General features: G+C 32.2%; 21 protein-coding genes. 7 read left to right on the top strand and 14 right to left on the bottom strand.

The annotated features are described in order from the left end of the window. Positions 1–6: 6 nt before the first annotated feature. From ACR9ES_RS03415 to ACR9ES_RS03395, 5 genes are all read left to right on the top strand, one after another. A complete protein-coding gene (locus tag ACR9ES_RS03415; protein WP_435255100.1) occupies positions 7–1,605 on the top strand; it encodes a peptidylprolyl isomerase in 1,599 nt (532 codons plus the stop codon). Between the two features lie 6 nt (positions 1,606–1,611). Beyond that, entirely contained in the window at positions 1,612–2,469 is an 858-nt protein-coding gene (locus tag ACR9ES_RS03410; RefSeq protein WP_435255099.1) for a hypothetical protein, read from the top strand. Next, entirely contained in the window at positions 2,432–3,805 is a 1,374-nt protein-coding gene (locus ACR9ES_RS03405) for a peptidylprolyl isomerase (RefSeq protein WP_435255098.1), read from the top strand. The genes ACR9ES_RS03410 and ACR9ES_RS03405 overlap by 38 nt, the downstream gene beginning before the upstream one ends. Before the next feature lie 100 nt (positions 3,806–3,905). After that, entirely contained in the window at positions 3,906–4,859 is a 954-nt protein-coding gene (locus tag ACR9ES_RS03400; protein ID WP_435255097.1) for an AAA family ATPase, read from the top strand. Between the two features lies 1 nt (position 4,860). Beyond that, on the top strand, positions 4,861–5,307 hold the full coding sequence (locus ACR9ES_RS03395) for a YybH family protein (RefSeq protein ID WP_435255096.1): 447 nt from the start codon (positions 4,861–4,863) through the stop codon (positions 5,305–5,307). A gap of 122 nt (positions 5,308–5,429) precedes the next feature. Here the strand turns inward: ACR9ES_RS03395 and ACR9ES_RS03390 are convergent, their stop codons facing one another. Both ACR9ES_RS03390 and ACR9ES_RS03385 read right to left on the bottom strand, forming a co-directional pair. Next, positions 5,430–6,317 carry a 3-hydroxybutyryl-CoA dehydrogenase gene (locus tag ACR9ES_RS03390; RefSeq protein ID WP_435255095.1) on the bottom strand — a complete coding sequence of 296 codons (888 nt, stop codon included), beginning with the start codon at positions 6,315–6,317 and terminating at the stop codon, positions 5,430–5,432. 150 nt (positions 6,318–6,467) lie between these two features. Beyond that, positions 6,468–7,427: a Gfo/Idh/MocA family protein gene (locus ACR9ES_RS03385; RefSeq protein WP_435255094.1), complete on the bottom strand. Its 960-nt coding sequence runs from the start codon at positions 7,425–7,427 to the stop codon at positions 6,468–6,470. Positions 7,428–7,647: 220 nt separating this feature from the next. Here ACR9ES_RS03385 and ACR9ES_RS03380 point away from each other — a divergent pair, with 220 nt between their 5' ends. Further along, positions 7,648–8,289 (top strand): protein-L-isoaspartate(D-aspartate) O-methyltransferase, encoded by a 642-nt coding sequence (locus ACR9ES_RS03380; protein ID WP_435255093.1) that lies wholly within the window; start codon positions 7,648–7,650, stop codon positions 8,287–8,289. Between the two features lie 274 nt (positions 8,290–8,563). Here the strand turns inward: ACR9ES_RS03380 and ACR9ES_RS03375 are convergent, their stop codons facing one another. From ACR9ES_RS03375 to ACR9ES_RS03325, 11 genes are all read right to left on the bottom strand, one after another. Further along, entirely contained in the window at positions 8,564–8,734 is a 171-nt protein-coding gene (locus tag ACR9ES_RS03375) for a hypothetical protein (protein ID WP_164506702.1), read from the bottom strand. Between the two features lie 21 nt (positions 8,735–8,755). After that, on the bottom strand, positions 8,756–9,616 hold the full coding sequence (locus tag ACR9ES_RS03370; protein ID WP_047789016.1) for a substrate-binding domain-containing protein: 861 nt from the start codon (positions 9,614–9,616) through the stop codon (positions 8,756–8,758). Next, positions 9,617–10,486, bottom strand: coding sequence for a nucleoside phosphorylase (locus tag ACR9ES_RS03365; RefSeq protein WP_435255092.1), 870 nt, complete (start codon positions 10,484–10,486; stop codon positions 9,617–9,619). Next, a complete protein-coding gene (locus ACR9ES_RS03360; protein ID WP_435255091.1) occupies positions 10,487–11,431 on the bottom strand; it encodes a DUF1835 domain-containing protein in 945 nt (314 codons plus the stop codon). It abuts the gene before it with no gap. 151 nt (positions 11,432–11,582) lie between these two features. Further along, positions 11,583–11,906, bottom strand: a complete 324-nt coding sequence (locus ACR9ES_RS03355; protein WP_435255090.1) for a translation initiation factor — start codon at positions 11,904–11,906, stop codon at positions 11,583–11,585. Positions 11,907–11,911: 5 nt separating this feature from the next. Further along, positions 11,912–12,859 (bottom strand): isopenicillin N synthase family dioxygenase, encoded by a 948-nt coding sequence (locus ACR9ES_RS03350; RefSeq protein ID WP_435255089.1) that lies wholly within the window; start codon positions 12,857–12,859, stop codon positions 11,912–11,914. 60 nt (positions 12,860–12,919) lie between these two features. Then, positions 12,920–13,645 (bottom strand): DUF6048 family protein, encoded by a 726-nt coding sequence (locus ACR9ES_RS03345; protein ID WP_435255088.1) that lies wholly within the window; start codon positions 13,643–13,645, stop codon positions 12,920–12,922. Continuing rightward, on the bottom strand, positions 13,626–14,102 hold the full coding sequence (locus tag ACR9ES_RS03340; RefSeq protein WP_435255087.1) for a DUF6452 family protein: 477 nt from the start codon (positions 14,100–14,102) through the stop codon (positions 13,626–13,628). The genes ACR9ES_RS03345 and ACR9ES_RS03340 overlap by 20 nt, the downstream gene beginning before the upstream one ends. A gap of 6 nt (positions 14,103–14,108) precedes the next feature. After that, positions 14,109–15,560: a 23S rRNA (uracil(1939)-C(5))-methyltransferase RlmD gene (gene rlmD / locus ACR9ES_RS03335; RefSeq protein ID WP_435255086.1), complete on the bottom strand. Its 1,452-nt coding sequence runs from the start codon at positions 15,558–15,560 to the stop codon at positions 14,109–14,111. A gap of 112 nt (positions 15,561–15,672) precedes the next feature. After that, on the bottom strand, positions 15,673–16,368 hold the full coding sequence (locus ACR9ES_RS03330; RefSeq protein ID WP_435255085.1) for an OmpA family protein: 696 nt from the start codon (positions 16,366–16,368) through the stop codon (positions 15,673–15,675). Between the two features lie 15 nt (positions 16,369–16,383). Further along, positions 16,384–16,860 carry a hypothetical protein gene (locus ACR9ES_RS03325; protein WP_435255084.1) on the bottom strand — a complete coding sequence of 159 codons (477 nt, stop codon included), beginning with the start codon at positions 16,858–16,860 and terminating at the stop codon, positions 16,384–16,386. 249 nt (positions 16,861–17,109) lie between these two features. Between ACR9ES_RS03325 and rocD the strand changes: the two genes are divergently transcribed. Beyond that, positions 17,110–18,354, top strand: coding sequence for an ornithine--oxo-acid transaminase (rocD, locus tag ACR9ES_RS03320; protein ID WP_274634317.1), 1,245 nt, complete (start codon positions 17,110–17,112; stop codon positions 18,352–18,354). A gap of 56 nt (positions 18,355–18,410) precedes the next feature. On the opposite strand, the gene ACR9ES_RS03315 is transcribed toward rocD, so the two are convergent. Then, on the bottom strand, positions 18,411–21,392 hold the full coding sequence (locus ACR9ES_RS03315; RefSeq protein WP_435255083.1) for an AAA domain-containing protein: 2,982 nt from the start codon (positions 21,390–21,392) through the stop codon (positions 18,411–18,413). Positions 21,393–21,400: the final 8 nt, after the last annotated feature.

Here is a 21,400-nt window from a genome sequence, read left to right as displayed (position 1 = left end):
TATAGCATGAAAAATCTACTTTTCATACTAGCTGTTTCATGTACAATTCTTCCAACTTTTTCACAAAGAGATCAGGAATTGTTTCGGATTAATGATACTCCTGTATTAGTTTCGGAGTTTAAGCAAGTGTATGAAAAGAATTTACCTTTAGTAGAAGACGGAAAAGGTAATAGTCTTGATGATTATTTAGAGCTTTTTATTAACTATAAACTGAAAGTAAAAGAAGCCTATAATTTACGCTTAGATACTGTAAAAAGCTACCAAGAAGAGTTGGAAATATATAAGAATCAACTCATTATTCCATATTTATACGATAAAGAGACGCTTAATGAATTGGTAAAGGAAGCCTATGAACGTACCCAAACAGAAATTAAGGCGAGCCATATTTTAGTGAAATATCCGAGTAATGGAATAGCTGTTGATACTTCGTTTTTAAAAAGCAAAATTGACAGATACAGAAGTAGAATAATACAAGGAGAAGATTTTGCTAAAGTTGCAAGAGAAGTGTCTGAGGATCCGTCTGCGAAAATTAATGGAGGGAATTTAGGGTACTTTTCTGCTTTTCAAATGATATATCCTTTTGAAAATGTAGCTTACAAAACAAGAATAGGAGAAATCTCAGAGCCTTTTCAAACCAAATTCGGACTCCACATCATAAAAGTAACAGGAAGCAGATTATCTAAAGGAAAATTTGAGGTAGCTCATATTTTAGTGACGAATTCAGCAAAAGGTAAGTCTAAAATAGAAGAGATCTATCAGCTTTTAGAATCAGGAGCTTCTTTTGAAAAGTTAGCAAATGAATATTCAGATGATTTAGGCTCTGCAAATAATGGAGGAAAGTTACCAAGGTTTGGAACTGGAGAAATGATAGAGAAATTTGAGAATGAGGTATTAAAACTTGAAAAAATAGGAGATTATAGTAAACCTTTTAGAACAAAATACGGTTGGCATATAGTTAAGCTATTAAAGAATTATCCTATAGCTTCTTTTGAAGAAATGAAAGAAGAGCTAACAACAAGAATAAAAAACTCAAGTAGGGCAAAAGCTTTAAGTATTGGAAGCATAGAAAAGATAAAAAAGAACTACAAAGTAAAAGAGTACCCTCAAGCTTTCAATATTCTTAAAGAAGCTACAGAAGTAAAAAAGAATGGAAAGTTGGACAAGAGAGTACTTTCTATCAACGGAAAAGAATGGTTGCAAAAAGATTTAGTTATGTTTGCTGCCTCTAAAAAGCAGCAAGTAGATCAAAAGCTGTTTAAAGAGTTTGTAAATACCAAAGTGATAAACTATTTCAAAGAAGATTTAGCGAATAAGAATTTTGAATATAAAAACATTCTGCAAGAATATAAAGAAGGATTGCTATTGTTTGATTTAATGGAAGCTAAAATTTGGAACAAGGCTTCAACTGATGAGGTAGGATTGAGTCAGTTTTACTCAACTCATAAAAACAAATATGGCAAAGAACTTGATGAAATTAGAGGGCAGGTGATGAGCGATTATCAAGATGAATTAGAAAAAGAGTGGATTAAAGATTTAAGAGAAAAGAATACTATCAAAGTAAAAGAAAAGGTTTTAAGAAAATTAAAGAAAACGTATAACCAATAGTATAAAGTGAAGAAATATATTTTTCTAATAGTGTTAATAAGTATAGTTTCATGTGATCTTGTTAGTTTAAAGAAAGAAAAAACAAGAGAAGATAAACCTATAGCCACAGTTTATAACAAACATTTATATAAGAATGATATTAAAGGGTTATTACCTAAAAATCTTTCTAAAAAAGATAGTTTAGTTCTTGTTAAAGGGATTATCAATTCATGGGCTAAACAAGAATTGTTGTACATAAAAGCTGAAGAAAATATATCAGAAGTAAATAGCGAGCAGATTGAAGGCTTAGTAAACGATTACAAAAAAAGTTTATATATAAACGGTTACAAAGAACGATTAATAAAGCAGCAATTAGACACTGTTGTAGGAGAAGAAGAAATAGCTTCATACTACGAAGAAAACAAAGAAAACTTTAAGACAAATGAAGAGTTACTACAATTTGAGTATATAAACTTTGGTAAAAAGTTTTTAGATAAAAAGGAAACCATAGCACAGTTTAAATCAGAAAAAGAAGAAGATAAAGTAGATTTAGAAAGACACTTGTTGAACTTTAAATCATATCGTTTACAAGATTCAACTTGGGTAACTTTTGATTATTTAAAGAAAAAAATACCTCCTTTTCGTAACGAATCAAAGGAAAACTTGTTAAAAATATCAAAATTCATACAAAAAGAAGATACTTTAGGAGTATATTTGGTCGCTGTAAAAAATATATTGCCTAAGAATGCAACTGCTCCTTTAAGCTATGTTAGCCCTAGAATTAAGCAAATTATTTTACATAAAAGAAAATTAGAATTAATACGAGATATTGAAAAAACACTAATAAATGATGCAATCCAAAACAAAAACTTTAAAGAATACTAGTATAGCTTTTGCCTTGTTTTTAGCAGGTTTAACAACGTTAAACGCACAAGAAAAAATAGACGGAGTAGCCGTTGTGGTAGGTAAAAACATTGTTTTAGATTCTGATATTGATAAATTTAAGCAAGAAGTAGAGTTGCGAAGTGAAGGAAAAGTAAAGATTTCTAACTGTGAAATGCTTGAAGAGTTAATGCAACAAAAATTATTAGCACACCATGCTGTAATTGATAGTGTAGTAGTGTCTCAATCTGAAATAGATGGAAGAGTAGACCGAAGTATTGCTTTTTTCACGCAAGAATACGGAAGCGAAGAAAAAGTAGTTGAAGCATATGGTTTTAACGATATCGAAGATTTAAAGAAAGAATTAGCTAGAGTTCAAAAAGAAAACTTACTAATAGAAAAAGAGCAACAAAAGATAACAGAGGATATTGATGTTACTCCAGAAGAAATTAGAGTATATTTTAAGGGTTTAAAAGAGAAAGGAGAACTTCCTGAAATTCCTGCAGAAGTAGTATTAAATCAGTTAATCTTAAAAGCTGAACCAACTCAAGAGGAGGTAGATCGTGTTGTTAATAAGTTAAAAGAAATTAAAAAGGAGATTGAAGAGGGAGCTAGTTTTAAATTAAAAGCGATTATTAACTCAGAAGACCCTGCTGTAGCTCAAAACGGAGGGAAATATGTGATAACTAAAGATAGTCCGTTTATTAAAGAGTTTAAAGAAACTGCTTTTTCGTTAGATGTAAATCAAATTTCAGAGCCTATTAAATCAGCATTTGGATATCATATTCTTCAATTACATAAAGTAAAAGGGAATCAACGAGAAGTATCTCATATTTTAATGCAACCTCAAATTTCTGATGAAAAATTAAAAGAAACTAAAGAGGAAATTGAAAAAATAGTAGCAGAAATAAAAGAAGGTAAAATTACATTTGAAGAAGCTGTAGCAAAATATTCAGAAGACGAAGAAACTAAAAATAGTGGAGGTTTAATTGTAAACCCATACACACAAGAACCTTCTTTTGAATTAACAAGAATGCCTCCAGAATTATATCCAAGAATTAGTGAATTAAACAAAGGAGATTTATCAGATATTTATTATGATGAAACTCGTGAAGGAGAAAAAATGTATGGGGTAATCTTAATGAAAGATAAAACAGATAACCATACGGCTGATTTAGTTCAAGATTATGTAAGAATGCAACAGTTTGCTTTAGCTAAAAAGAAAGAAGAAGAAATAGCTAAATGGACAAAGGAAAAAATACAAGAAACCTATTTAAAGTTAGGAAATGATTATAAAGATTGTACTTTCAAGAAAGATTGGAAGAAAGAAAATAAATAAGAAGTAATAAATTTAGTATATTGTCATTCCCGCGAAAGCGGGAATTTCATTTTATAAAAGTTTGTAATTAAATTTATTGAATAAAGAAAAACTTTCATTTATGTCTGACGTAACAGCAGTAAACACACTGGTAGAAAAATATAGCCAATTACAACAAGAAATAGGAAAAGTTATAATAGGGCAGCAAGAAGCTGTAAATTACACGTTACTTTCGATTTTTTGCGGAGGTCACTCGTTATTAATAGGAGTTCCTGGATTAGCAAAAACCTTGTTGGTAAATACAATTTCAAACGCATTAGGATTAAATTTTAGTAGAATTCAGTTTACGCCCGATTTAATGCCTTCTGATATTTTAGGAAGTGAAATACTGGATGAAACACGTCATTTTAAATTTATAAAAGGACCTATTTTCTCAAATATCATTTTAGCAGATGAAATAAATCGTACACCACCTAAAACACAGGCAGCTTTACTAGAGGCTATGCAAGAGAAGTCGGTAACTGTGGCGGGACATCATTATAAGTTAGATTTACCATTTTTTGTGTTAGCAACACAAAACCCAATAGAACAAGAAGGAACATACCCGTTACCAGAAGCTCAGTTAGACCGTTTTATGTTTTCAATTAACTTGGAGTATCCAAGTTTTGAAGAAGAGGTGCAAGTGGTAAAAAATACGACATCAATAACTGAACAAACAGTAAGTGCTATTTTTTCTTCGGAAGAAATTATAGAAGTCCAAAAATTAATTCGTAAAATTCCTGTAGCTGACAATGTAGTAGAGTATGCTGTTAAATTGGTAGGTAAAACACGCCCTAATTCTGATAAAGCAACAGAATTAATCAAAAAGTATATTGATTGGGGAGCTGGTCCAAGAGCCTCACAAAACTTAATTTTAGCAGCGAAAGCACATGCTGCGGTTAACGGAAAGTATTCTCCAGATATTGAAGATGTTCAAGCAGTAGCAATTCCTATCCTATCACATAGGATAGTGAGGAATTATAAAGCAGAGGCAGAAGGAATTACTATTAAAGAAATCATAAACTCTCTATTTTAAAATGAAGAAATTTGTTAGCATTTTTTTATTTGTTGTAGTATTTGTTTCATGTAAACAAGAAGTAGCCAAAACAGTTTCAGAGGAAACAGAAAAGCAAGAAATTTTATTGGTGATGAAAGCTCAGGAAGAAGCTTGGTCCAAACACGATTTAGAAGGCTTTATGCAAGGATACTGGAAAAGTGATTCATTAAAATTCTATGGAAGAAACGGAGTTACTTTTGGTTGGCAAAAAACTTTAGATAACTATAAAAAAGGGTATCCAACAAAAGAACATTCAGGAACGTTAACTTTTAAGATTAATGATATTTCTAAAATTACTGAAGGAGCCTATTCTGTTATGGGGGAGTATCACTTAAAAAGACCTGTAGGAGATGCTGATGGTGTTTTTATGATTATCTTTAAGAAGATACAAGGAGAATGGAAAATCATCGCGGATACTTCGTGTTAATTTAAAGTAATGTACTATCAGGTCATTTCGAACGAATGTGAGAAATCTCACATATCTTATAAAGTAAAAAAGGGAAGTTTTCAATTGAAAACTTCCCTTTTTTTATAGTTGTAAGCTAAAGTTTACGAAAACATTTTCGCTACTTTCTCTGCTTTTCTACTTTCAGAATAGTCATAAAAACCTTCACCAGATTTAACACCTAATTTACCAGCTGCAACCATGTTTACTAATAACGGACATGGAGCATACTTAGGATTTTTAAATCCGTCGTACATTACGTTTAAGATAGATAAACAAACATCTAATCCAATAAAATCAGCTAATTGTAATGGTCCCATTGGATGTGCCATTCCTAATTTCATTACAGTATCAATTTCAGCAACACCAGCAACACCGTTGTATAACGTTTCAATACTTTCGTTAATCATTGGCATTAAAATACGATTGGCAACAAAACCTGGGTAATCATTTACTTCAACAGGAACTTTATTTATTTTCTTAGTTAAATCAACTGTAAAGTCCATTACTTCATCAGAAGTGTTGTATCCTCTAATAATTTCAACCAATTTCATAATTGGCACAGGATTCATAAAGTGCATTCCAATTACTTTTTCAGGTCTATTGGTAGCTGCTGCAATTTGAGTAATTGAGATTGATGAAGTGTTGGTAGCTAAAATAGTATCTTCAGCACAAGCTTCATCTAAATCTTCAAAAATCTTAAGTTTTAAGTCAATATTTTCAGTAGCAGCCTCAACAACTAAACTAGTATTCTGTACACCTTCTTTAATAGAAGTGTAGGTAGTAATATTGTTTAAGGTATTATTTTTATCGTCTTCAGTAATTTTTTCTTTCGCTACCATTCTATCTAAGTTTTTAGTAATGGTTGCTAGCCCTCTATCTAAGGCAGCTTGCGAAATGTCGATAAGTTGAACATTGTATCCAAATTGAGCAAACGTATGCGCAATTCCATTTCCCATTGTTCCTGCTCCAATTACGGCGATATTTTTCATGTTGTTGTGTTTTGGTATTTATATGGGCGTTCCCCTCTGGGGCGGGCTTTCCGCTACAATCTTTTTTGGTGTATTCTTCGCTTTACTCAGAATAACAAAAAAGGATTTTCACTGCAATCCCTAACGCGGTTGTTTCTTATTTACTTTATTCTAAAAACAGTCTATAATCTGATGTGCTACACGTAAAGCTTCTGTACCTTGACGTAACGAAACAATAGGCGTAGTATTATTGTGAATAGCATCTGCAAACGATTCTAATTCATCTAAAATAGCGTTGTTAGCTACTACTTCAGGATTATCGTAATAAATTTGCTTTTTAATACCTTCAGCATTCTGCAAAATCATAGCAAACTCATCAGGTTTTTCTGGTACGTCTTTCATTCTAACAACTTCTGATTGCTTTTCTAAGAAGTTTACTGAAATGTATGCGTCTCTTTGGAAAAAACGGCTCTTACGCATGTTTTTCATCGAAATTCTACTTGCTGTTAGGTTCGCAACACAACCATTTTCAAATTCAATACGAGCATTAGCAATATCAGGAGTTTCTGAAATTACTGATACACCACTTGCATGCACACTTTTTACTTTTGAGTTTACAACCGATAAAATAATATCAATATCATGAATCATTAAATCTAAAACTACAGGTACATCTGTTCCTCTAGGGTTAAATTCAGCCAAACGATGTGTTTCAATAAACATTGGCGTGTCAATCAAGTCTTTTACAGCCATAAAAGCAGGGTTAAAACGCTCTACATGTCCAACTTGACCACGAACATGGTGTTGACTTGCAAGGGTTCTAATAGCTTCTGCTTCTAGTACGGTATTGGTAATTGGTTTTTCAATAAAAATATGTCTTCCTTTTTCAATGGCTTGTTTGGCACAATCGAAGTGAGAAAGTGTAGGAGTAACAATGTCAACTACTTCAACAGCATCAATTAATGCTTCGACTGAATCGAATAATTTATAGCTAAACTCATCAGCTACTTTTTGTGCGTTTTCTGTAAAAGGGTCATAAAACCCTACTAATTCATATTTTTCTGATTGTTGTAACAAACGCAAATGGATTTTTCCTAAGTGACCTGCGCCTAAAACTCCAGCTTTTAACATAAGTGAAAGATTATTAGTTATTTGATTGGTTTGTTGAAAAAGAAATGATTTCTACAAAAAATCAACGCAAACAAAGATACACTTTTATACAGATTTATTACTACTTTTATCCTCCCGAAATTTTATAATTAGTAAGCCCTAATAATGGGGATTTAAAATAAGAGATAATAGGTTTTATAGTAATTTAACTAGTAATTCCTGTTGGTAGCGTAATGTAAGAATGAAGGATACAACCAAACATCAAGGACTTAGAAATCAATTAGGAAACGTTTTAGAAGCAAAAGGAATTAATGACGAGAGAGTATTAAAAGCTATCAGAAAAATTCCGAGACATTTGTTTATGGATAGTAGTTTTGAAGCGCATGCGTATCAAGACAAAGCTTTTCCTATTGCTGCAGAACAAACGATTTCTCAGCCTTATACAGTAGCGTTTCAATCACAAGTATTAGAGGTAAAGCCAGGAGAAAAAGTATTAGAAATAGGAACCGGATCTGGATACCAAACAGCAGTATTGTTAGAATTGGACGCAGAGGTGTATTCAATAGAAAGACAACATGAGTTGTTTAAAAAAACTTCGATGTTTTTACCAAAATTGGGATATAAACCTAAGCGATTTATCTTTGGAGATGGTTATAAAGGATTGCCAGAGGAAGCTCCTTTTGATAAAATTATTGTTACAGCTGGAGCACCGTATGTGCCTAAAGCATTATTGGCGCAAATTAAAGTAGGAGGTAGGTTGTTGATTCCTGTGGGGGATCAAGAGCAAGTAATGACACTTTTTATAAGGAAATCACCAAAAGAATTTGAAAAGCATGAGTTAGGTGATTTTAGGTTTGTGCCAATGTTAAAAAAGAAAAATTAATCATTAAAACTAAATTATATTATGAAAAAAGAGAATGAAACAAAATATTACGTTATTACATGTGTAGGAGTTATGTTGTTATTAGTAATGGTGTTTGCCTTTGAAAAGGGTGCTCTGTTAGGAGAAATTATAGCAAAGTAAAAAACTAACACATATAAGATAAGCTCAAATCCTTTTCTATTTTAGAAAAGGATTTTTTGTTATGAGAAAAATCAAAATAAAAAAATCCGCCTAAAAAAGCGGATTTATTGAATTTGAATAAAGAAACATCAACTTATTCAGCGATTGCTATTTCAGTTGCATCTGCAACTACTATCTCTTGTTGTTGATGTTGTTTTTGTTTGTTTTGATTAGTTTTTGCTAATCCACAAGGACTAGTACTTCCGCAAGAAGAAAAACCTAATAAACTAACAGTACAAATTGCAATAAATACTACTTTTTTCATCATTATTCCGTTTTATAAAAATCAAATATACATATTTCTGATTAAGTCACCAGAATTTTCCTTCTTTTCAATAACGTTGAACTCCACCATTTTATTTTGTATGTCCGTAATTAAATTTTCGGAAATAGCTTCGCCATCATTCCATTCAGTAATAGATAACCATTCCTGAATATCATCTATTTGTTGTTCATACCTATTGGAAAGAACTTTATCAATATTATCGAAGTCTTTAAAGTCTTTAGTACAAGCGTTAATGATATCGTGTACTTTTTTTACTTCTTCAAAATTATTTTCTAAGATTTCATCACGAACAGCAATTACAAAACAAGGCCATGGGGTAGGGCAGTTACCAACTCGCCTAAAAGTACCGTTATCAACCAATGGTTTTGTGGTAAAGTGCTCCCACATAAAATAATCGGCTTCTCCATTAGTTAAAGCGTCTATTCCTCCTTGTAAGTCTCCAACTACTTTAAATTGTAGTTTATTAACATCCCAACCATTGTTATGGGCATTTACAATTGCCATAAGTTGAGAACCTGAACCAAATCGGCTAATAGCTACTGTAGCATTCTCTAAGTCATTAATGGTTTTGAATTTTGAGTTCGCAGCAACATGAATTCCCCAAACAAGTGGACTTTTTACAAAAGTTTGTGTAATTTTTGAAGGATTGCCATTGATGATATCTTTTATAATTCCTTCAGTAAGCACCAAGGCTATGTCAACTTCACCAGAGCGTAAAGCTTTCGTCATAGCTCCAGTACCTCCAGGATAATCTTTCCAGCGTAAGTTGATTCCTTCTTTGGTGTATTCTTTATTTTTCAATGTGATGTACCATGGATAATTAAAATGTTCTGGAACACCACCTATTTTTAATTTCAGCATTTATTCAACTAATTTCTCAAGAGTATATACAATTAAATCGTTTACTACTTTGTACGGATCTTTACTAAATGTTCCGTTGGCTCTGTTAGCAATAATAGCATTCATTGATGCAGCATTATGACCTAGTAGTTTAGCCAACCCATAAATGGCAGATGTTTCCATTTCAAGGTTGGTAATTCGATTGTTGTTATAGTTAAAACTATCAATCTTCTTATTTAAATCGGGGTCTTGTAAAGGTAAGCGTAAAACACGTCCTTGAGGACCATAAAAACCACCAGCGGTAGCTGTAATTCCTTTATATACCTTGTTAGATATTAATTTGTCTTCTAAAGCTTTTCCATTAGAAACAATTAAAGGGTATGATTTTTTAGCACTCCAATTGGTATGCTTTATAAAAGCTTCTTCTATATCTGGATGTGAAATTTCATCCACTTGATAAGATTGAAGTAGTCCGTTTAAATCTAACCCATGAGAACTTAATAAAAAACTATCAACGGGAATATCACTCTGTAAAGAACCAGAAGTTCCAATTCTTGTAATGTTTAACTGGGTGTGGTTTTCTTTTACTTTACGCGTGTTTAAATCGATGTTTACAAGAGCGTCTAACTCGTTTAAAACAATATCAATATTGTCAGGACCTATACCTGTAGAAATAACAGAAATTCGTTTTCCTTTATAGGTACCGGTCGTAGTTTTAAATTCTCTTTTTTGGGTACTGAATTCTATAGTGTCAAAATGTTTCGTAACCTTATCCACACGATATTGATCACCAACGAAAATGATATCGGTAGCAATATGTTCAGGTCTTAAATTCAAATGATAGATACTACCATCTGGATTTAAGATGAGCTCAGAATGTTGTATACTCATTTATGATGTAATTTTTAACAGCTTATCGGTAGAGTTTACATAGAGATAGCTGTACTTTTTTGCGCCACCAAGATACGAAAAATCAGAACGAATTTTAGCATAATAATTGGTTTGGTTTTGCAATACCTTTTTTCCTGTCTTGCTTAATTTAACAGGATCAAAAGAAGTAAATAGTTTTTTTAATTCATCTAGCTTATGAAAATATTGACTGTCGCCAAATCCATAATTTTCTTGATGCGTTAACATATAGCCAACTAATTCGTTTTGATTCGCAAAATTGTGTTCGTTAGCTATTTTTAATATGTTGTTTTCTAAGTGATTTAATCCGTTTTCAATTGAAGGAAAACGAAGTAAGTGCGCTTTAATGGCACTTTCTAAGTAAACAAAAGGTGATTTTGGATTGAATTTATGAGCATTTTCAAGAGGAAGTGGACTGTCAGAACAATATAGTTGCCATATATAATCAGCATATTCAATATCGTTGTTAGTTAGCTCTATTCTGTTTTCAAAATGCTGTTGTAATTGTGTTTCAGATAATTCTCCTAAACCGAATAATTTTTCTTCTCCCTGAATTTTACCACTTGTAACTAGAGATACTTTGTGACCAGAACGATAGCGTTTTAACCAACTAATTACAGCAACCATGTTTATTTGACAAAACAAATCATATTCAAACCATAAAACAATTTCATCATGTTGTTTTTGATTACAAAGATTTCTGTATTCTTTTAAAGTGTAATCGATGAATTTCTTTTTAGTAATTTTATAGGAATCTTTTAAAAAGTCAAAGCGGATTTTCCAAAAGTTTTCACTTCCAACATCGACAGAAGTTTTTCCTTCACATAACATTTCACGCCAAGTAATAATATCGCCTTCAATAGTTAATTTTTGAAGTCTTTGAGTTGTGTAATCTCCATTAGTTATGTGTAATAAAGAATGTTTCATGATTTTTTAAGGGAATTAGTTGATTTCTTTATTGTATAAAATAAACGCATTATTTTATACGTTATTATTTATTGGTTGATTTTTAACACTTTACAAAAAGTTGTAAATATAAAAAAAATGTCGAGGAATCAAATTCCTGACATTTTTTTGTTTATCCACCAACGCGTTTTACGTTGAATCCTTTATCTTTTAAAAGCTGCATTATAGTATCTCTATAATCACCTTGAATGATGATTTGGTCATCTTTAAAACTACCACCAACACTTAGTTTGGTTTTAATTTCTTTTGCTAATTTCTTGAAATCTTCGGTAGCTCCGTTATATCCGTCTATAATTGTAACTGGTTTCCCTTTTCGCTTTTCATATTTGCATAAAATAGGATCATCTTGAAGCCAGATATCAGGTTTTTCTTCGATAGGATTTTCTTCAAATTGATGATCAGGGAAAAGGTTTTTTAATTGATCTTGTAAATCCATTAGATTTATTTTTTCAATCCTAATTCACGTAAACGTTCATCTAAAAACTCACCAGCAGTAATATCTTCAAACTGTTTTGGGTTGTTTTCATCAATACAATTTTCTAAAACATCTAATTTCATGTCTGAAACTGGGTGCATAAAAAATGGAATTGAGTAACGAGAAGTTCCCCATAATTCTTTAGGAGGGTTTGTTACTTGGTGAATGGTAGATTTTAACCTGTTATTACTGTGACGTGATAACATATCACCAACATTAATCATTAATTCATCTGGTTCAGCTATAGCGTCAATCCATTCTCCTTTATGGTTTTGAACTTGTAATCCTTTTCCTTGAGCTCCCATTAATAAGGTGATTAAGTTAATATCGCCATGAGCAGCAGCTCTTACAGCTCCTTTAGGTTCTGTAGTAATAGGAGGGTAGTGGATTGGACGTAAAATACTGTTTCCGTTTTTGATATAGTTGTCAAAGTAAGTTTCCTCTAAACCTAAATGCAATGCTAAAGAACGTAAAACATATTTAGCTGTTTTTTCTAACATTTGGTAAGCTTCTTTACCTACTTTGTTAAATTCAGGTAACTCCTCAACCTCTACATTTTCTGGATATTCTTTTGCGTATTTTGAATCAGCATCAACATACTGACCAAAGTGCCAAAATTCTTTTAAATCTCCTTCTTTCTTTCCTTTTGCACTTTCTTTACCAAAAGAAACATATCCTCTTTGACCTCCAATACCTGGAATTTCATATTTTTCTTTTACTTCTGTAGGTAAATCAAAAAACTTCTTGATTTCAGCATATAAGTTATCTACTAATTGATCGTCTAAAAAGTGTCCTTTTAATGCTACAAATCCTATATTCTCATAAGCGTCACCAATCTCGTTGATGAATTTTTGTTTTCTTTCAGCATCATCCGATAAAAAGTCGGCTAAATTTACGCTTGGAATTTTATTCATTGTTAATAAGTTTTATTATTCAAGCTGTAAAGTTAGTGAAATCAACTGTGTGTTGATAATTTATTTATTAACAAAAGGGATTAAGTACGATATTGTATAGTTAAATCCGAAACCAGTATTGCTTTCAAAAACACGGTTAAAACCAGGAGTGTACAAGGTTTTAAAGTTTTTTTGATCGTCTACACTTAACATAATTTTATACGAAAAACTAAAACCTACGAACAGATTTTTAAAAGTTTCTGCTTTTATACCTAGTTGTAATTCAGTCCAGTGAGCAGTTAAACCAGATTCTTTAATAGGAGTTTCTACAGGGTTGGAAGGAAAGTAAGGAGGAAGGTTTTCTGTTCCTGAAGAAACATTAGGTTTGTAACTGTTTAGTGAATGATCAAACATAGCAAAACCGTAACGCATTCCAACGAAAATTTCGTTGTTCATATCAAGCCAATTTTCATAAGCGTTGTAATTAGCTCCAATTTTAATGTAGTTTCCTTTGGCAGAAGACGATAAAAAATCTTCAAAAGTAGTTTCATCTTCATGTCCTATTTCCGCAGCAACATACCATTTTTTTGAGAGGCGATAATCACCTACAAGTTCAAAACCACTATAACTTTTATCAACAATAGCAAGTGCGGGTTTACTAACATCAATTCCAAGACGTAAACCATATCCTGTTTTATAAGTAATGGTATCTTTTTTTTCTTCGGATTTTTCTTCAGATGTGTTTTGTTGCGAATAACCGTTTATAAACACAAAAGCGAAACATAAACTAATGAAATACTTGTACATGAGCTCTAGCTTGATTGTCGATTAAAGGAATTTCTTTGGTAGATAAACTGTCTATCCAACCTGTATGATCTAAAGTAGCATTTTTATAAATAACTCTAAAACCACACGAGCGAGATACAAAATCATCTTCAGGATTGTACTCAATAGTTAGTGTAGCGGTTTGATTATTGGCAGTATTACCATCTACATCATTCATTTTTAAGGTATAAACTGTTTTTTGAGATGTAGCATCTAAAGGGATAGCAATACTGTCATTGGTGTTGTTTGTGAAAAGGCTGTCTGTTTTTCCTTCGGCAATGATAGAAAGACGTTCAAATTTCTTTAAATCATTTGTGTTGTCCATATCGTAAAAGCGAAGTACTAAATTAGGAGTCACAGGATTTTGCGTACAAAAATCATCTTTTTCACAAGCTGTTAAACCTGCTATAAGTAAGAATAGAGCAATGTATTTTTTCATTAATTTTTATTTTTCAAATAAAACAACCGTTTCTATGTGTGATGTATGTGGAAACTGATCTACTAAACTAATCTTTTTTAATTGATATCCGTTATTCATTAACTCTTCCGTATCACGAGCTTGCGTTGCTGGGTTACAAGATACATAAACCATTCTATCTGCATTTAAGTTTATGATTTTCTTAAGCGTTTTAGGAGCAATTCCTGCACGAGCTGGATCTAAAATAATGGTTCTGATTTTGTTTTTATATTGTGGATGTTCGTTTAAGAACTTTCCTACATCAGCAGCATAAAATTGTAATCCTTCAATGTTATTTCGTTCAGCATTTTTCTTAGCATCTTCAATTGCTGAAGCAACAATATCTACCCCAACAATTTTAGTGTTATTTGCTTTTGAAGCGATAATTTGCCCGATGGTTCCTGTACCACAGAATAAATCCATTACAACTGTGTTGTCTACAGCTTCTTTGTTTTCTAACGCGTAATCAACTACTTTGGCATATAGTTTTTCGGCTGATTTAGGATTGGTTTGAAAGAAGCTTTTCATGCTAATTTCAAAGTTTAAGCCTAGTAATTCTTCTACAATTTTATCTTTTCCGTATACCAATGTGATACTTCCAGAAGTTGCAATAGTTCTATCGCCAGTTTCATCGTTGATAGTATGCAATAAACCAGCTACTCTCTCTCCAAATAATTCAACCAAATAGTTAGCAAAATCTTGCAAATCAAATTTTGATAAACCGTTTGAAGTGGTAACCAAATTGAATAATAATTCATTAGTTTTGTATGATTTTCTCACTACAAAATACCTGAAAAAACCTTCTTTTTTAGGTCCGTGCCAAGGTGCTAAACCAGTTTTTTTACAGTATTCTCTAATGTTTTTGATGTTATCTTCTACTTGTTTGTCAAACAACCCTGAGTCTTTCTCTAAATTATCTCCCATCCACCAAACACCACGACGTTTGAATCCTAGGGTAAACTCATCAATGTCGGTTTTGTTTTCACGATCGTAACCAATGGCAGAGAATCCATATTCCATTTTATTTCGGTAGTGGAATACATTAGGAGAAGAAATAAATTCATCAAACAAATCTTCTATGTTTTCAACTTTACCAATACGTTTGAATAAAGACAACGTACTTTCTTGTTTGTATTGATGTTGTAATTCGATAGGTAATTGAATATATGGAGCTCCAGGGATGTCTTGATACGGAACTTCAACTTCATCTTTTGAGTGTTGTAAAACATCAATTAATTTACATTCTGCATATTTCTTTTTAGATTTTTCTACACGTGTTTTTACCAATTGTCCTGGTAATGTATTTGGCACAAAAACCACGAAAACACCTTCCTCAGAACGTATTCTTCCAATTCCTTTTCCGCCGAAGGCATAATCTTCAATTAAAATCTCAATGATTTGTCCTCTTTTTACAAACTTATTTCGCTCTCTTCTTGGCATTTTCTACTAAAATTTATGGTATGCAAAATTAGGAAAAGATATGGTTTGATGATAAAAAAAAAGACTACTCATTTAGAGTAGCCTTTTTAGATTGTTTTTGCGTGGATTTTGATTATTGACCTGCTTCTTTTTTAGCTTCTTGAATCATTTGTTCGTTAGCAACGATGGCAAATTCAACACGTCTGTTTTTACTTCTACCTTCAGCAGTTTCGTTAGTAGCGATAGGGTCGTTAACACCTAAACCTTTCGTTTCAAAACGGCTGTTGTTTAATCCTTTGCTAGCTAAATAATTTTTCACCGAATTAGCTCTTTTTTCAGAAAGTGTTTGGTTGTACTCAACAGCACCAGTGCTATCTGTATATCCGTAAATTACAATATCTGTATTTTGATAATCTTTAAAAACAGGAACTAATTTATCTAAATTCGCTTTAGCTGTTGAAGTTAAACTAGCTTTGTTAGTATCGAAACGCACCGCATTTTCTCCTAGTGTAAGTTTAATACCTTCACCAACTCTTTCTACTTCTGCACCAGGTAAAGCTTCTTCAATTTCACGAGCTTGTTTGTCCATTTGGTTACCGATTACACCACCAGCAACTCCACCAACAACACCACCTAAAATGGCACCAAGTTCAGAGTTGTTTCCGCTACCTACATTGTTACCTATCACAGCACCTATTACAGCTCCAGCCGTAGTACCAATAACAGCTCCTTTTTGAGTGTTGTTAGCATTTTGAACTGATTTACAAGAAGTGAAAATACTACCTGCTAAGAATAAAATTGATAAACTATAAATGATTGATTTTTTCATAATGCTTTTTATTAATTATTGTCTTTGAAATGAATATGTAATGTCTTTTACTTGTCCTGCAACGTTAACTTTGTCAATTAAATCAAAACTAGTTTCAGTAACGTTTCGTAAGTCTAAAATATATCCAGTATTAACGTCTTTAGCTTTGTGATTATTGATGATTTTTAATACAAAGTTTCCATCTTTATTAACATACCAAGTAATTGGAGAGTTAAAATCTTTACAATCTGTGCTTGGATTGTTTAAACTCATTTCTCCTTTGTTATTGTTTGAAACAAAACTCCAGTTACTACCAATAAAACAGCTAGAATCTTCTAAATTAAACGAGTTTACTTTTAAGTATTCTGATCCTGAAAAGTTAACCGCAGTAATTGTCCAGTTACCTTTTAGCATTCGTTCAGTTTTGTTGTCTAGTTTAGTGTTGGTTGCAGATGTTGATTTACATCCAATTACAGCTGCAGAAAGCAGTAATAAAAAAATGATTCTTTTCATAAAATGATATTTAGTTAATTTCCTTAAAGATAAAAAAACTATTTAACCTTGTTTTTATTGTTTATTATAAAAAAGTTAAGCTGTTTTGTTTTTTTAGACTCACCAAACCTGAATAAAGTCACTTAAATTTGATAATTTTGTAGTTAGGGATGATTTCTTTCCCACGCTGAATTTTCGAAACTTCTTTTTCGAAAGGATAAAGGTAGATAAGGAATGGTTATTTTATAAATTTAAAAAAAATTAAGAAAAATGGCTGTTTTAGACCAATTAACTTCGCAACAAGCGATCGACTTAGAAAACAAATACGGAGCGCATAACTATCACCCATTACCTGTAGTATTAAGTAAAGGAGAAGGAGTGTATGTGTGGGATGTTGAAGGAAAAAAATACTACGATTTTTTATCAGCTTACTCTGCAGTAAATCAAGGACATTGTCATCCTAAGATTGTAGGAGCAATGGTAAATCAAGCGCAAACTTTAACCCTAACTTCTCGTGCATTTTATAACGATATGTTAGGTAAATATGAAAAATTTGCAACTGAATACTTCGGATTTGACAAGTTGTTACCAATGAATACTGGTGCTGAAGCTGTTGAAACTGCTCTAAAGATCTGTAGAAAATGGGCATACGAAGTAAAAGGAATCAATGAAAATGAGGCACAAATAATTGTATGTAAAAATAACTTCCACGGAAGAACAACTACAATTATTTCTTTTTCAAACGATCCTGTAGCTCGTAAGAACTTTGGTCCGTTTACTGACGGATTTATCAAAATTGAGTACGATAACTTACAAGCTTTAGAAGAAGCGTTAGAAAATAACGATAATATTGCTGGTTTTATGGCTGAACCTATTCAAGGGGAAGCTGGAGTATATGTGCCTTCTGAAGGATATTTAGCAGCTGCTAAAGCTTTATGTGAAAAGCACAATGTATTATTTATTGCTGATGAAGTACAAACAGGAATAGCACGTACAGGAAAATTATTAGCAGTAAACCACGAAAATGTACAACCAGATATTTTAATTTTAGGAAAAGCATTAAGTGGAGGAGCGTATCCAGTATCAGCAGTGTTAGCAAACGATAGCATTATGAATGTTATCAGACCTGGTAACCATGGTTCTACTTTTGGAGGAAATCCAGTAGCAGCAGCAGTAGCAATTGCAGCTTTAGAGGTAGTTAAAGATGAAAAATTAGCTGAGAATGCTGAACGCTTAGGTAAAATCTTTAGAGAAGAGTTAGCTGAATTTGCTAAAGAAAACGATTTAGTAACTTTAGTTCGTGGTAAAGGATTGTTAAATGCTGTTGTAATTAACGATACAGAAGATAGCTCAACTGCTTGGGATATTTGTATGAAATTACGTGATAACGGATTGTTAGCAAAACCAACACACGGAAATATCATTCGTTTTGCACCGCCATTAGTAATGAACGAAGAGCAATTAAGAGATTGTATCTCAATAATTAAAAACACAATTTCTGAGTTTAAAAAGTAAACTCAAAAAATGAATAGATAAAAAAAGGAGCAATTTATTGCTCCTTTTTTTATGAACTAATTAGCCATTTCATAAATGTTTAAATGCTTTTTTAAGATTCCGGAGGGTGTATTTTTAGTTTCATCAAAAATTCGGGTGTCTCCAAAAAGAATAAAACTCTCTTTAGCTCTTGAAACTGCCACATTTAGCATGTTAGGTTTGTTGTCTTTTTCAAAAAACAATGTGCCTTCATCTTCATTGGAATATACAGAACTGAACAAAATGATGTTTCGTTCTGCTCCTTGTAAAGCGTGAACGGTACCTAGTTTAATGTCGTTTACCTTATAACCAGCATCCGTTAATGCTTTGGATAGTTCTCCTTTTTGACTTGCAAAAGGAGTAATGATTCCTAATACACTTTCAATAGAAGTTACATCATAGGCCTCCTGAATAGTTTCTTTGTTTTGTTGTAACCAAGATACGATGGCTTTTACTTCGGTAATATTGCAACGACTGTTATACTTACGCTCGCTAACCCCTTCGATATGATATGCCATCATTGATGGAAATGCTTGGTCTTCTTTAGCTTTTCCTTTCATTGGTTTTAAAATACCGTCATACGCTAGTTCGTTACAAAAGCTAATAATTTCATCATTACAACGTCTGTGTTCTAGCAAAACCAATCCTTGTTCGTTGTTGTTAGGTAGTGGAGTTTCAAATTCGCAGGCGTTTTGTGCCATTCTCATGATACTTCCACTGGAAGCTAAAAAACCTAAATCTTCTAGATATTCATCGTTTTGATTTTCAATAATATTTAAGCTTGTTAGATTTCCTTGGTCAATTTTTTTAGGAATAGACCAAATAGGTTCAATTTGTTTTAAATCGCCTATCACAAAAGCTTTTTGAGCTAAAGAGAACACAGGAATACTGACTTCTGGAGTTACCTGACCTGCTTCGTCAATAATTAATAAATCTAAAAAGTTGTACAGCGGCAAGTATTCGAAAATAGGTTTTCCGTTTTCATTTTCTCCTTGAAACTGACTGTATAAAAAATGGCTAGGAGCCATATAAAAAGTAGCCACAAAACAAGGAGTTAGCATCGCTCTTCGTTTCCATCTTGCTTTTATAGCATTTTCACCAGTTCCTTTTTCGGTATCATGTTCTAGCATTTCTTTGGTCTCAAGTAACCATCTAGCCTCCCAATAGTGAGTTGCCAACAAAAAAGCTTTATGACGTAAATTAATGTCTAACTCATCGTAAAAGAAGCGTTGTGAGGCATCGTTTGATTTGAGTTTCTCATATTCATTATCCCACATTTCTTCTTCGGAAACAAAAGGGAACCCTTGAATGTCATTTTCATACTTCCAGTTTTTCAGTTTTAAATTAGACTGAAGTAACAAATTCATATGAGCAATACTTTCTTTGATAAAAGCAATCGCTTTTTTATTATCTGAAAGAACAGTGGTGTCAACTTTAAAAATATATTCAGAAGAATTGTTAGAAGTTGAAATTTGTGACTCTGAAACACAATAATGTTTCACTTTATCAATAAAGTCTACATCTTTTGAAGCAGATTTTAAATCGTTTAAAATGGTTCTCCATTCTTGTAGTTTAGAGATTTCAAACGTATTTTTTTGAATATAATCTTCTTCGCGTGCAAGTATGTTGTTGATGTTGTTTATTGAGTTAATATAATTGCTTGAAAACTCAACACCATCCGCTAAAATATTCTGAATAGCTATGATTTCCTCCTGTAAATGATAGCATACATCTTCTAGCGAGTTTGTTTCTGTATGGAAGTAATGACAATAATTGGTAAGAAAGTAATACTCTGCTTCAGAAACATATTTTTCATCTTCTAAATTACACAAGGTACCTTCATATCCGAATAAATTTCCTTTTAAAAAATTAATGTCGGCTAAGTTTTTCTCACTCTTTGAGTTGGATGGAAGATAGGTTGCATATCCATTAAAATCAGGAATCCAACGGTCAGATAGTCCTTCCATAGAACTTTCAGAATTGATAAAACTATCAATAATATTGGTTACAGCTTGATTGTTGTTAGAGCAAGCGAGAATGATAGGAGCTTCTTCTCCCTCAATAGCAGCTCTTACAAATTCGGTGGCAACTAAACTTTGTAAAAGGGTGGTTTTACCAGTTCCAGGAGGTCCGTTTACTGCAGTAACTGCATTTTCTTCAGCTACCAAATACGACAACAATGTTTTACGTTGACTGACAGATAAAGGGAACTCGTTAGACATCTGCCCTAAATGCAAATGGTTATAATTTAAGAAATCATGATCAGTAATGGCTATTTTACGTTCTCTTGTATACGGATTGATAATTTTTGACAAAACAGGAAGTTCTTCTGTATTTTTCAATAAGTTTTCATATAGAAAAAGAATGCTTTTTGCGGTAGAAATTTTTGAGCTTAACGCAAAATAGGTCAACTCATATTTCGTGGTGTACTTATCAACTTGGTAGCGGTATAGGTTGCTATGTGTTATGGAAGTAAAAATGTCATTAATGTAGTTCCAGTACTCATCCCAAGGAACAGTTTCTTCTTCATTTTCAAAATCGGGAGATGCTAATTCTTTTGCATCTAAAACGGTATCGATAGAAGAAAAAATGAAATCATTTTTTACATCGGCAATAGGAGTGAGGTAATTGCGAACAATTAAAGGAAAAGCATCTTTAGGGGTTGATAAATTTCCTGAACGATTAACAATAGCACTAATCCAAAACGGATGAATAGTACGTTGTTTAAATTTTGTATTATCTGTTTGATATACTAAATGAAAAGGAGCTATTAATATTTTAGTTTCTTCTACCTTATGCCACTTAGGGTTGTCTTTTTTAGTTATTCCTTTTAATCGATTAATTCTACGTTCTTCAACATCTAGCAGTTGACTTGCTTGTTTAGAGTTGATGAGTGCGTTACTTAAATCGGAAGTTTTTTGATGAAAAAGGTTTTTTATTTTACTAATGTCGATAGCTAAATTTTCACTGTCAGATAAGCTGTTTTTATAATATTGAAGCCAGTTTTTCTCGTTGTTCATAGTTTTTC

Origin of the sequence: Tenacibaculum sp. A30 (genome assembly GCF_051200845.1) — a bacterium.
Taxonomy (GTDB): Bacteria; Bacteroidota; Bacteroidia; order Flavobacteriales; family Flavobacteriaceae; genus Polaribacter.
This window is presented reverse-complemented; position numbering and strand designations above follow the sequence as displayed.

What these genes read in the sequence shown, in the direction of transcription:
- ACR9ES_RS03395 (WP_435255096.1), top strand. Translation starts at nt 4,861, where the DNA reads ATGAAGAAATTTGTTAGCATTTTTTTATTTGTTGTAGTATTTGTTTCA.
- ACR9ES_RS03325 (WP_435255084.1), bottom strand. Translation starts at nt 16,860, where the DNA reads ATGAAAAGAATCATTTTTTTATTACTGCTTTCTGCAGCTGTAATTGGA.
- ACR9ES_RS03340 (WP_435255087.1), bottom strand. Translation starts at nt 14,102, where the DNA reads ATGAAAAAATACATTGCTCTATTCTTACTTATAGCAGGTTTAACAGCT.
- rlmD (WP_435255086.1), bottom strand. Translation starts at nt 15,560, where the DNA reads ATGCCAAGAAGAGAGCGAAATAAGTTTGTAAAAAGAGGACAAATCATT.
- ACR9ES_RS03350 (WP_435255089.1), bottom strand. Translation starts at nt 12,859, where the DNA reads ATGAATAAAATTCCAAGCGTAAATTTAGCCGACTTTTTATCGGATGAT.
- ACR9ES_RS03370 (WP_047789016.1), bottom strand. Translation starts at nt 9,616, where the DNA reads ATGCTGAAATTAAAAATAGGTGGTGTTCCAGAACATTTTAATTATCCA.
- ACR9ES_RS03415 (WP_435255100.1), top strand. Translation starts at nt 7, where the DNA reads ATGAAAAATCTACTTTTCATACTAGCTGTTTCATGTACAATTCTTCCA.
- rocD (WP_274634317.1), top strand. Translation starts at nt 17,110, where the DNA reads ATGGCTGTTTTAGACCAATTAACTTCGCAACAAGCGATCGACTTAGAA.
- ACR9ES_RS03375 (WP_164506702.1), bottom strand. Translation starts at nt 8,734, where the DNA reads ATGAAAAAAGTAGTATTTATTGCAATTTGTACTGTTAGTTTATTAGGT.
- ACR9ES_RS03400 (WP_435255097.1), top strand. Translation starts at nt 3,906, where the DNA reads ATGTCTGACGTAACAGCAGTAAACACACTGGTAGAAAAATATAGCCAA.
- ACR9ES_RS03330 (WP_435255085.1), bottom strand. Translation starts at nt 16,368, where the DNA reads ATGAAAAAATCAATCATTTATAGTTTATCAATTTTATTCTTAGCAGGT.
- ACR9ES_RS03355 (WP_435255090.1), bottom strand. Translation starts at nt 11,906, where the DNA reads ATGGATTTACAAGATCAATTAAAAAACCTTTTCCCTGATCATCAATTT.
- ACR9ES_RS03405 (WP_435255098.1), top strand. Translation starts at nt 2,432, where the DNA reads ATGATGCAATCCAAAACAAAAACTTTAAAGAATACTAGTATAGCTTTT.
- ACR9ES_RS03360 (WP_435255091.1), bottom strand. Translation starts at nt 11,431, where the DNA reads ATGAAACATTCTTTATTACACATAACTAATGGAGATTACACAACTCAA.
- ACR9ES_RS03385 (WP_435255094.1), bottom strand. Translation starts at nt 7,427, where the DNA reads ATGTTAAAAGCTGGAGTTTTAGGCGCAGGTCACTTAGGAAAAATCCAT.
- ACR9ES_RS03365 (WP_435255092.1), bottom strand. Translation starts at nt 10,486, where the DNA reads ATGAGTATACAACATTCTGAGCTCATCTTAAATCCAGATGGTAGTATC.
- ACR9ES_RS03390 (WP_435255095.1), bottom strand. Translation starts at nt 6,317, where the DNA reads ATGAAAAATATCGCCGTAATTGGAGCAGGAACAATGGGAAATGGAATT.
- ACR9ES_RS03315 (WP_435255083.1), bottom strand. Translation starts at nt 21,392, where the DNA reads ATGAACAACGAGAAAAACTGGCTTCAATATTATAAAAACAGCTTATCT.
- ACR9ES_RS03345 (WP_435255088.1), bottom strand. Translation starts at nt 13,645, where the DNA reads ATGTACAAGTATTTCATTAGTTTATGTTTCGCTTTTGTGTTTATAAAC.
- ACR9ES_RS03380 (WP_435255093.1), top strand. Translation starts at nt 7,648, where the DNA reads ATGAAGGATACAACCAAACATCAAGGACTTAGAAATCAATTAGGAAAC.